Source organism: Pseudarthrobacter sp. NPDC092202 (assembly GCF_044755505.1).
Classification (GTDB): domain Bacteria; phylum Actinomycetota; class Actinomycetes; order Actinomycetales; family Micrococcaceae; genus Arthrobacter.
Genome location: NZ_JBIVRG010000031.1, coordinates 1 through 10,212, shown reverse-complemented (window position 1 = coordinate 10,212; position 10,212 = coordinate 1). Strand labels below are relative to the sequence as shown.

General features: G+C 63.3%; 9 protein-coding genes and 1 pseudogene. 4 read left to right on the top strand and 6 right to left on the bottom strand.

What is annotated here, in order from left to right; translation table 11 throughout:
• Nucleotides 1-89: 89 nt before the first annotated feature.
• From ACIQF4_RS21065 to ACIQF4_RS21040, 6 genes and pseudogenes are all read right to left on the bottom strand, one after another.
• Nucleotides 90-308 (bottom strand): annotated as a pseudogene (locus tag ACIQF4_RS21065) (universal stress protein); the annotation flags it as partial.
• Nucleotides 309-422: 114 nt separating this feature from the next.
• Nucleotides 423-1,289 carry a substrate-binding periplasmic protein gene (locus tag ACIQF4_RS21060; RefSeq protein WP_400517850.1) on the bottom strand — a complete coding sequence of 289 codons (867 nt, stop codon included), beginning with the start codon at nucleotides 1,287-1,289 and terminating at the stop codon, nucleotides 423-425.
• Between the two features lie 52 nt (nucleotides 1,290-1,341).
• Nucleotides 1,342-2,007, bottom strand: a complete 666-nt coding sequence (locus ACIQF4_RS21055) for an amino acid ABC transporter permease (RefSeq protein ID WP_400517851.1) — start codon at nucleotides 2,005-2,007, stop codon at nucleotides 1,342-1,344.
• Nucleotides 2,004-2,651, bottom strand: coding sequence for an amino acid ABC transporter permease (locus ACIQF4_RS21050; protein WP_400517852.1), 648 nt, complete (start codon nucleotides 2,649-2,651; stop codon nucleotides 2,004-2,006). Before ACIQF4_RS21050 ends, ACIQF4_RS21055 begins: the two co-directional genes overlap by 4 nt.
• Before the next feature lie 7 nt (nucleotides 2,652-2,658).
• Nucleotides 2,659-3,450: an amino acid ABC transporter ATP-binding protein gene (locus tag ACIQF4_RS21045; protein ID WP_400517853.1), complete on the bottom strand. Its 792-nt coding sequence runs from the start codon at nucleotides 3,448-3,450 to the stop codon at nucleotides 2,659-2,661.
• Between the two features lie 312 nt (nucleotides 3,451-3,762).
• Complete coding sequence (locus ACIQF4_RS21040; RefSeq protein ID WP_400517854.1) at nucleotides 3,763-4,443, bottom strand: GntR family transcriptional regulator; 681 nt, start codon at nucleotides 4,441-4,443, stop codon at nucleotides 3,763-3,765.
• A gap of 292 nt (nucleotides 4,444-4,735) precedes the next feature.
• Here ACIQF4_RS21040 and ACIQF4_RS21035 point away from each other — a divergent pair, with 292 nt between their 5' ends.
• The 4 genes from ACIQF4_RS21035 to ACIQF4_RS21020 all read left to right on the top strand — a co-directional run bounded on the left by ACIQF4_RS21035 (nucleotide 4,736) and on the right by ACIQF4_RS21020 (nucleotide 9,911).
• Nucleotides 4,736-6,121, top strand: coding sequence for a protoporphyrinogen/coproporphyrinogen oxidase (locus ACIQF4_RS21035; RefSeq protein WP_400517855.1), 1,386 nt, complete (start codon nucleotides 4,736-4,738; stop codon nucleotides 6,119-6,121).
• Nucleotides 6,122-6,175: 54 nt separating this feature from the next.
• Nucleotides 6,176-7,069, top strand: coding sequence for a 4-hydroxy-tetrahydrodipicolinate synthase (dapA, locus tag ACIQF4_RS21030; RefSeq protein WP_400517856.1), 894 nt, complete (start codon nucleotides 6,176-6,178; stop codon nucleotides 7,067-7,069).
• A 4-nt stretch (nucleotides 7,070-7,073) separates the two neighbouring features.
• On the top strand, nucleotides 7,074-8,561 hold the full coding sequence (locus tag ACIQF4_RS21025; protein ID WP_400517857.1) for an aldehyde dehydrogenase family protein: 1,488 nt from the start codon (nucleotides 7,074-7,076) through the stop codon (nucleotides 8,559-8,561).
• 87 nt (nucleotides 8,562-8,648) lie between these two features.
• Entirely contained in the window at nucleotides 8,649-9,911 is a 1,263-nt protein-coding gene (locus ACIQF4_RS21020) for an MFS transporter (protein ID WP_400517858.1), read from the top strand.
• The last annotated feature ends 301 nt before the right edge of the window (nucleotides 9,912-10,212 follow it).

Sequence of the window (10,212 nt, the reverse complement as noted above, 5' to 3'; positions counted from 1 at the left end):
ACGCCCGGAACACACCCCTGCCCGCGGCGCATCATCTCGCACCGGTCACGCCAGGACGGCCAGCCGAAGGCTCATCGGTGGATCGAGGCTAAGGTGTCCGCCACGGTCCTTGCGACGTGTTCGGCCTTGTCAGCATCTGATATCAGCCATTTGTCGCTACCGCTGCTGAAGAATTCTGAATGCTCGGCGTCGTAGGCTGACACGACGTGGAGGGTCGCACCTAGTGCCGTGGCCAGGTCCCTTGCGGCCTCTGCGGCTTTTCTGGCTGTTGCGCTGCCGTCGACCCCTACAACAATGGTCCCGCTCATGTGCATGCTCCTTTGCCTGCTTTGAAACACTAAGAATTGGGGCGCTTGTTAGTCACTGCCAGGGCGACGCCGGACGGATGTCCGACGTCGCCCTGGTGTGGATGGACGCTGCGGTCAGAGCTCGCTGGGTGCGCCCGGCTCGCCGACGCTGGCATCGACCCCGTACTTCTCAAGGAGTTCCTTGATGGTGCCGTCTTCGCGGAGCTTTTGGATGTCTTCGTCCAGCGCCTTGCCGAGGGTGTCGTTCTCAAGGCTGGACGGCAGCATGACCTGGCCTACGGCGGCGAACTGGGGGACGTTCGGGTTGGGCTTGACGTCGATCACCTGGACGCCCTCGATGGGGGCTTCTTTGAACCGGTAGTTGGCGGATGCGGCGGATGCCACGAGGGCATCGATGCGGCCTGCTTTGAGGTCTCCGTAGATGGATTCGTCGTCCTGGTAGATCTTGAAGTTATCTCCCAGCCACTTCTGCATGCTGTCATTCCAGAGGTTGCCGGCGACCGAGCCGACGATTTTGCCTTCGAGGTTGTCGCTGGTCAGGCCGGTCGTGGAGACGATGGCCTGCGGATCGCTCCAGAGTGGGGTGCTCATGTAGACGATCTTTGTGCGTTCCTTGGTGCGCAGCCAGTTTCCGGAGCCGATGTCGGCGCGTCCTGACTGCACGGACGGGATGACTGCGCCGGCGCCGCCGGAGGTGGTGACCGTGACCTTGAGACATTCGAGTTTGGCGATTTCGTTGATCAGGTCGCCTTCCATGCCGGTGACGTTTTCGCCGTCCAGGATGGTAGCGGGTGCGTAGTCGTAGCTTGCGACGGTGAGTTCGCCTTCGGTGATGGTTGTCAGGCCCTCATGTGCCGGGGTGCAGTCGGATGCGCTGCCGGCGGTGTCACTGCCGCCGCAGGCGGTGAGGGAGATGGCGAGCAGGCCGGCGGCGGTGCCGGCCGAAAGTGCGCGCACGAGAGTACGACGTGTTTGCGTCATGGTGTGTCCTTTGTTGTGGGGTGGGCGGGTTGCCCTGGAGGGTAGAGGGGATTCAGTTGCGTTGGAGGTGGCGTCCGAGGCGCTGTTCGAGCACCCGGACGAGGCCGAGGAAGACGAGGGTGAGGGATCCGTAGATCACTGCGGTGAGTGTGTAGACGCTGAGGTATTCGAAGGTGATGGATCCGATTTCGAAGGCTTTGGACATCAGTTCCGGTACCGCGATCACGAATGCGAGTGCGCTGCCTTGGAAGACAAGGACGGCTAGTCCGGCCAGGGGCGGGGTGGAGATCCGCAGTGCCTGCGGCAGGATGATCATGCGGAACCCGGTCCAGCCGCGGAGTCCGGAGGTGAGTGCGGCTTCTATTTGTCCCAGTGGTACCGCGGCCAGTCCGGCGCGGAAGTACTCCGAGGCGTAGGCGCCGGTGTTCCAGGTCAGGGCGATGATTGCTGTGGTCAGCGATGTCAGGGTGATGCCGGCATCGGGAAGGCTGAAATACAGCAGGTACAACAGGACCAGGGCCGGCAGCCCCCGCCCGACCTCGACGAACAGGAACGAAATCCACTGCAGGGGTGCAAGTTTGGACGCTGCCATCACGGCGAACAGCAAGCCGAGCGGGAAGCCGAAGAGCAGCGAGAGTCCGGTCAACTGGAGGCTGACGAGCAGTCCGGGGGTGAGGTTAGGCAGCCATCCGAGCCACTGCGTGAGGATGTCCATCATGCCACTCCGATCTTCTTGCGCAGCACGAGGTCGGTCCGCCGGGCGACGAGGGCAACGACGAGGCTGATCACGATGTACAGCGCACCGGCGACGATGAACGACAAAAGACCTTCATGTGTTTGTTTCGCGGCCTGCTGGGCGTAGTAGGTGATTTCCCGGACGCCGATGGTGGATGCCAGGGCCGAGTCCTTCAGCAGCCCGATGCCGTAGGTGGCGATCGCGGGCAGTGCGACACGGAACGCCTGGGGGGTGATGATGTGCCGGACGGTGGTTACTGTGCTCAGCCCGAGCGCGTGGGCGGCTTCGCGCTGGCCATCGGGGATGCTGAGCAGTCCCGAGCGGTAGATCTCGGCCATGAATGCCGAGGCAATCACGGAAAATCCGATGATTGCTGCCTGGATCGTTGTCAGCTTCAGCGCGAACTGGGGCAGGCCAAAGTAGATCAGGAACAGCCAGGTAATCGGCGGGATGACCCGGACCACATTGATGTACAGGGTGGCGATGCCCCGGACGATCGCAAGAGGTGAGCGGGCGGCCCCTACGAGGACCAAACCGATGATGCCGCCGATCACCAGTGAGGCGCCGGTGACGTAGAGCGTGAGTCCGACGCCCCGGGCGATGGCGGGCAGGAGTTCTGCAATCATCGTCGTCTCACCGGTCCAGCACGGCTTTGAGGAACTGCCGGGTGCGTTCGTTCTGCGGCTCCGACATCACCTGCTGGCTCGGACCGATTTCCAGTACGCCGCCGTCGCCCATCACCATGATGCGATTGGAGACGTCGCGGGCGAAGTGCATTTCGTGGGTGACCACGAGCATGGTCATGCCTTCGTCAGCGAGGTCGCGCATGACTGCCAGGACCTCGAGGCCGATCTCGGGATCGAGGGCGGAGGTGGGCTCGTCGAAGAGCATGACCTTTGGCGACAGAGCGAGGGCCCGCGCGATGGCGATGCGCTGCTGCTGCCCTCCGGAGAGGCGGGCCGGATAGGCCTTGGCCTTTTCGGGAAGGCCAACGCGTTTGAGCAGCCTGTTGGCGACTTCCTCCGCTTGTTCCTTGCTGGCACCGAGCACTTTCCGCTGTGGCAGGGTGATGTTCTCCATGACTGTCAGGTGTGGGAACAGGTTGAAGCTTTGGAAGACCATTCCGGTGACGCGCCGGAGGTGGTCGAGACTGGATTTGTCGGGCAGTTTCCCGCCGGCGACTACGCGGGCGCCACCGATTTCGATCGTGCCCTCCGTTGGTGTCTCAAGGTAGTTAAGGCACCGCAGGAAGGTGCTCTTGCCTGCCCCTGACGGCCCGATGACCGAGACCACCTCGCCCTCGTTCATGACCAGGTTCACATCGGACAACACTCGGCTGGTGCCGTAGCTCTTGCCGAGCCCGGAAACCACAACCTCGCCCGAGAGCGCGATCGGGGGAGTCTTAGTGCCAAAACTGAAGCTCATTTTTGGTTCCTTTGGATAAATGACGCATATCGCCCTGCGGCTGGTCCGTGACATGCCTTGCTGTGGGCCGGGTAGTCAGGGGCCGGGACAGATTGTGGCTTACGTCACTGCATGTGCTGCATGTCACCTTAGCCAGCGCAACTCCCCCTTGTCTAGATCTGTGATCACAGATCACTAAAATACCTTTCGACCGCAAAGGAAGGGGGAGACGGAGAGCAGCGGCTTCAAAGGGGCTGCGCTGGTGGAATCGGCAGCGATGAAGTGGGGATGGCCGGCGAAAGAGATTTCAGTCCGACCGCGGGGCATCAACCGCTAGGAAGCGACCTGCTCGGCGAGCCTGCTCTTTATCCGTTCGCGGGCATTGAGGAGGGATGCCTCGTTCACTGCTGCGGCGGCTGCCGGCTCGCCGTTGCGGGCCGCGGTCACCAGATCCTGCTGGTACCTCCACAACGAGTCGTCCTTTTCGGCATCAAGGGAACCCTGGGCACCAACAATCTTGTAGGCCCGGCACTGCTGCCACAACGCCCTGATCATCTGGAGGAGGACCGGGTTGCCGGCAGCCTCGTAGAGGATGGCCAGCATCGCCTCGTCGTGATCAAGCAAGGCGATGACCTGGCGCTCATCGATCGCCTTGCGCATCAGTTCGTACTCTGACTGCATCCTGTCGCAGTCCTCAGGCGTGACGTTTTCACTGCCCAACCGTGCAGCTTCGGTTTCCAGCAGTCGCCGAACGTCATAGACGTGGATGAGCTCTTCGAAGCTCAGGCTCTTGACCACTGCCCCCTTATGGGGTTCGCGCTCTGCAAGGCCGGTCTCCTCAAGCCGCCGGATCGCCTCCCGGACTGGCATCACGCTGGTTCCCACCTGCTCGGCCAGATCGCGGACCTTCAGCCGTGAGCCCGCGGGGAGGTCCCCACTCAGGATCGCGGCGTGGATCACCGCATAAACCTGATCGGTCAGCAGGGTAGGTTCGGCGCGCTTGGATATGACCACGAGTCCAATATACGGCCGGCCAGCCCAAGCCCTTTGGCGTCCCGTCCTCGCGTTTCCGCAGAGGGCAGGAACTTTCAGAAAAAGGTTGTGTGATCTGTGATCACATCGTATGGTGGTTTGTGTCACACCGGCGCAAGCGCGATCTTGCTGGGGAAGGGGCGGCAAGCGCCCGGGACCCCAGCCCTGCAGGAAACGCGCAGTCGGCTAAGCCCGAAAACTTCCGGAGAAGCCGCCGCCGCGGCGGCCCCTCCGGCACCCCAAAGACAAGTAGCAACAGCAAGGAATGGGAATCATGAAAGACGCAGTCATCGTCGGCGGCGGACTCGCCGGACTCTCGGCAGCCTGGCGGTTGCGGCACTGGGACACGGTCGTTCTGGAGTCCGGCGACCGTGTAGGTGGGCGGATCCGATCCGAACGCCGGGGAAATTACTGGCTGAACTGGGGCGGGCACGTCTTCGCAGGCGCGGGATCCTCTACCGATGCCCTCCTCAATGAGGTGGGTGTTATGGCGGTTCAGATCCCCGGTTCCCTGCAGGGGCTGTCGATGAACGGAAAGTTCATTAAGAAGGGGCACATCGCAACGTACCCGTTCCGGATCCCGATGTCCCTGGCATCCCGGGTGGACACGCTTCGTGCGGGCATGAAAGTCGTGAGCGGCGTGGCCAAGTACACCGGCGTTGTCCGGAAGCGGACGGGGGAGTCCGGCGCCATGCGACAGCAGCGCATTTATGACTTCGAGAATGACAGCTCATTCCAGGACTTCATCGGGAACCTGTCCGAAGACGCCGCAGCCCTCTTCAAGACGACTGTCACCCGCTCCGCAGGTGACATGGACGAAATTTCCGCCGGGGCCGGCATCGGCTACTTCAGTTTGGTCCTTGGGTTTGGGCAGGGGCTCAGCCAGGGCATCGTCGGGGGGCCGTCCACCCTGACCGAATCCATCGCAGTGGCGCTGGGTGAGCGCGTCCAGCTCGGGGCCGCCGTTTATGAAGTAGTCCACAAGAAGGACTCCGTCGTGGTCCGGTACCGGCAGGACGGCGTCGACCGCGAAGTGGAGGCCCGCACGGTGGTCCTGGCCACCACCGCCGATGTCTCGCACAAGATCGGTGTGGACCTTCCGGAGGAGCTGCGTGGTGCACTGGGCCAGATCAAGTACGGCCCGCACGTCAGCACGGCATTCCTGACCAACGAAACCACCGCGAAGCCGTGGGATGACATCTACGCCATTGCGGCGCCCAAGCGCTCGTTCGCCATCGCGCTGAACCAAGCGAGCATCGTCCGTGGGACCGAGTCCATGCGCAAGCCCGGCGGCAGCTTCATGACGTTCTCCCCGGCCAGCCTGGGCCGTGCCCTGCTGGAAAAGCCCGAGGAGGAAGTCATCAAGACCCACCTCACCGACCTCGACCAGGTCCTCGGCCACGGCTTCTCCGACAGCGTCGTCGAGGCCAAGGTCGACCGCTGGAAGAACGCTTCCCCTTACTGCTTCCCAGGCCGTGCCAAGATCCAGTCCACCCTGATGCGCGGAACCGACCGGGTCTTCCTCGCGGGCGACTACCTCGGAACCCTGTACACCGAAAGTTCCATCACCACCGGGTTCTCCGCAGCCCAGGAAGCCGCAAGCGTGCTGGCCACCCACCGCCAGGCACCGTCGAACACCGGGCTGTCGATCGTGGCCTAGCAAGACCTGCCTGAACAAGCTGCACTACCCACCGAACTTAAGAAGGAACGACTCATGTCCAACAACCTCAGCGGTGTCCTCACCGCACTCTCCACGCCTTTCAACAAAGACGAGACGATCGACGTCGAAACCCTGCGGAAGATCGTTGACCGCTCCATCGAGGCCGGCGTCGACGGCGTTGTGGCCGCAGGCTCAACCGGTGAGGTGGGTGCCCTGTCCTCTGAGGAGCGGCTGCTCCTGATCGAGACCGTCATCAAGCAGGCCAACGGGCGGGTGCCGGTCATTGCCAACACAGGGGCCACCTCCACCGCCGAGGCCATCCGGCTGTCCCAAGCAGCCGAGAAGCTGGGCGCCGACGTGCTGATGCTGATCACGCCGTACTACGAACCGCTGTCCCTGGAAGAGACGGTCACGTACATCAAGGACGTTGCCACCTCCGTCAACATCCCCGTGATGCTCTACAACATCCCGGCCGTGACCGGCGTGAACCTGGACCCGGCCACCGTCCGTGCGCTGGCTGAGGAAGTGGACAACATCCGCTACATCAAGGACTCCAGCGCGAACTGGGAACAGGCGCTGCAGCTGATCCACCACCACAGCGACGTCATCGGCACCTTCATCGGCTGGGACGTCTACCTCTACAGCGCCCTGGTCGAAGGCGCAGCGGGCGTCATGGCAGGCACCGCCAACGTTGTCCCCAACGAAATCGTTGCCGTCAGCCGCCGTATTGCCGAAGGCGACCTTTCCGGCGCACTGGATCTCTGGAAGAACGTCTACCCGGTCATCGACGCGCTCCTCTCCGTCCCGTTCATTCCCGCCGTCAAAGCTGGCCTCACGCAGCAGGGACTCCCCGCCGGCTCCCCGCGCCGCCCCACCGCCGACCTGAACGCCGACGACCTGGCCCGCGTCCAGCAGGCCGTGTCCGCCCTGTACCAGAACGTGGGATAACACCATGACGACAGAAACTGCACTGTTCACCGTCCACCGGGCTGAATCGTCACTGGCCCCTTCCTTTCCTCCTTTTGGGCAGTTCATCGGCGGGGCATTCGCGCCCTCCAGTTCCTCTGAAACCGTGGATATCGTCAACCCGGCCACAGAGGAGGTGCTGACGCAGGTCCCTGCCGGCACAGTTGAGGACGTGGACGCCGCCGTCGCCGCTGCCGTGGCAGCCAAGGACGCGTGGGCGGCGAAGACGCCCCGGGACCGTTCCGCTGTCCTGCTGAAGATCGCTGACATCATCGAGGCGAACCGTGAGCTGTTCGAAACCCTCGAAGCTGCCAACACCGGCAAGCCTGCGGCTGTGGCAGAAGACGACATCTCCAGCGCCATCGATACCTTCCGGTTCTCCGCCGGCGCCGCCCGTGCCTACAGCACGCTCGGCGCCGACGATTACGCCCAGAACCACACCTCGGTGGTTCACCGCGAGCCGGTCGGCGTCGTCGGGGTGATCACGCCGTGGAACTACCCGCTGCTGATGGCCGCGTGGAAGATCGCCCCGGTCCTGGGAGCAGGCAACACCCTCGTGCTCAAGCCCTCCGAGCAGACCCCGCTGACCACCCTGAAGCTGGCCGAACTCATCGCGGCCGAGGTTCCCGCCGGTGTCATCAACATCGTCACCGGCCCCGGCCGCATCGTGGGCAACCGCCTCTCGGAGCACCCCGACGTGGATCTGGTGGCCATCACCGGCAGCGTGGGCAGCGGCCAGAAGGTCGCCTCTGCCGCCGCCGGTTCCGTCAAGCGCGTGCACCTTGAGCTGGGCGGCAAGGCACCCGTCGTCGTCTTTGCCGACGCCGACCTCGAAGCCGCCGCCAAAGGCGTCCGCAACGCCGGATTCTGGAACGGCGGGCAGGAGTGCGGCGCCGCGACCCGGGTCCTGGTCCACGAATCAGTCGCCGAGAAGTTCACCGAAATACTGGTCCGGGAGATCAGCGAGATCACAATCGGCGCCCCCGGCACCGACGACGCCGAAATCGGCTCCATGATCTCCAAAGCCCACTACGAACGCGTCCTCGCCGCACTCGACGACGTCCGCAAGGACGGCCTGACCATCGCCGTCGGCGGCCACGCCATCGAAGGTCCCGGCTACTTCATCGAACCCACCGTGGTCACCAACGTCCCGGCCGGCGCCGCCATCACCAGCAACGAGATCTTCGGCCCCGTGGTGTCGGTGGAAACGTTCAGCACCGACGAGGAAGCCATCACCCGCGCCAACGAAACCATCTACGGACTGGCGGCCTCGGTGTGGACCAGGGATTCCGCACGCTCGCTAACGGTTCCCCGGAAGCTGGACTTCGGCACCGTCTGGGTCAACTCCCACCTGGTCATCGCCACCGAAATGCCATGGGGCGGCTTCAAGGGCTCCGGCTACGGCCGCGACCTCTCCAGCTACGCCCTGGACGACTTCTCCCGCACCAAACACGTCATGTACAACCGAGGCTAACCAGGAGTGACAATGTCATCCATGAAGAACCCAACCGCCCATACGGGCGGTGCCTCAGCAGCCAGCAAACGACGGTTCCTGACCAGGATGGTCACCGTCCTGATCGGCGGCATGGTGTTGGACGGTTACGTCCTGGGCATTATCGGACCGGTGTCCGGGACGATGGCCGAGGACCTGCAACTGACTGCCTTTTGGCAGGGACTGATCGCCGCGGCAGCCCTGGTCGGCATCCTGATCGGCTCGCCAATTGGTGGGTGGGCCGCTGACAAGTTTGGCCGCAAGCCGATTTTTATGTTCGACATCGGATTGTTCGCCATCGCTTCGGGAATGCAGTTCTTCATCGATTCTCCGGTATTGCTGGTCGTGGTGCGGCTGCTGATGGGCATCGCAATCGGCACCGAGTACGCGGTTGGATGGCCCCTGATGGCTGAGTTCTCACCCTCGCACCTGCGGGGGCGGTTGATGGCCGCGATGGGGATCGCCTGGTACGGCGGCTTTATGCTCGCGTTCCTGACCGGCCACCTGCTCAATGAATACACCGATCTGAGCTGGAACTTCATCCTTGGAACGAGCACATTTATTGCAGTGGCCATCTTCCTCGCCCGGCTCGGAATGCCCGAGTCACCACGTTGGCTGTGGAGCGTGGGCCGTAAGGACGAGGCGCGCATCCTTGCTGCGAAGTACATGCCTGATGATGCGCTCGACGATCTTCAGCACGAGGATGTCCGTAAAGGCAGCTTCGGGATGTTGTTCTCTAAGGAGTACTGGCGTTCAACCCTCTTTATCTCCGGCTTCTGGTTCTGCGCGGTGACACCCTATTTCGCAATCGCTACGTTCGCGGACAGCGTTTTGAACCAGTACGGGCTGGCGGGCGGGCTTGCCGGGGGAGTCGGGCTTTCCGCCGTCGCCTTGGCCGGAGTCGTGGTTACCTTCCTGCTGATTGAAAAGATCGGACGGCGTGCCCTGACGGTGCCGCCGCAGTGGCTTTGCGCCGTGGTCCTGGCAGTCATCGGGCTGTGGGCCGGTGCGCCAGCCTTCATTGTGCTGATCCTGTTCCTGGTCTTCTCGTTCTTCAACGCCGGCTACAACACGTTGACGAACGTCTACCCCGGTGAGGTCCTCCCCACAGAGATCCGCGGGGTCGGAACAGGGTTTGCGGCGGCCGTCAGTCGGGTTGGAGCAGGCATCGGCACCTTCCTGCTGCCAATGTCCATGGAAAATCTCGGAGCAGGTCCCACGATGCTGATGGCCGCTGGTGTCGCCTTTGCCGGGGCCGCGCTCTCTCAGTGGCTCGCCCCGGAGACCAAGGGCAAAACACTCACGGAAGCCGCGGCCGGCTACGCGCACTGACAAAGCGTGCCAGCTAGGGGAACCTATCCCTGAGGAGTAAGCCTGCCCCGGATCCTCCGGGGCAGGCTTACTGCGACTTGTAGACATCGAGAATGAACAGGACGACTGAATTTTGGACATGAGACGCATCAAGGACTGGACGCTTCTGCCGGGGGCCAGTATCGAAATCCGGCAGCAAGGCAACTACGTCTGCAGCGGCTACGTGGACTTAGCCTCGATCCACCGATGAGCCTTCGGCTGGCCGTCCTGGCGTGACCGGTGCGAGATGATGCGCCGCGGGCAGGGGTGTGTTCCGGGCGTC

What these genes read in the sequence shown, in the direction of transcription:
- ACIQF4_RS21060 (WP_400517850.1), bottom strand. Translation starts at nt 1,289, where the DNA reads ATGACGCAAACACGTCGTACTCTCGTGCGCGCACTTTCGGCCGGCACC.
- ACIQF4_RS21055 (WP_400517851.1), bottom strand. Translation starts at nt 2,007, where the DNA reads ATGATGGACATCCTCACGCAGTGGCTCGGATGGCTGCCTAACCTCACC.
- ACIQF4_RS21050 (WP_400517852.1), bottom strand. Translation starts at nt 2,651, where the DNA reads ATGATTGCAGAACTCCTGCCCGCCATCGCCCGGGGCGTCGGACTCACG.
- ACIQF4_RS21045 (WP_400517853.1), bottom strand. Translation starts at nt 3,450, where the DNA reads ATGAGCTTCAGTTTTGGCACTAAGACTCCCCCGATCGCGCTCTCGGGC.
- ACIQF4_RS21035 (WP_400517855.1), top strand. Translation starts at nt 4,736, where the DNA reads ATGAAAGACGCAGTCATCGTCGGCGGCGGACTCGCCGGACTCTCGGCA.
- dapA (WP_400517856.1), top strand. Translation starts at nt 6,176, where the DNA reads ATGTCCAACAACCTCAGCGGTGTCCTCACCGCACTCTCCACGCCTTTC.
- ACIQF4_RS21025 (WP_400517857.1), top strand. Translation starts at nt 7,074, where the DNA reads ATGACGACAGAAACTGCACTGTTCACCGTCCACCGGGCTGAATCGTCA.
- ACIQF4_RS21020 (WP_400517858.1), top strand. Translation starts at nt 8,649, where the DNA reads ATGGTCACCGTCCTGATCGGCGGCATGGTGTTGGACGGTTACGTCCTG.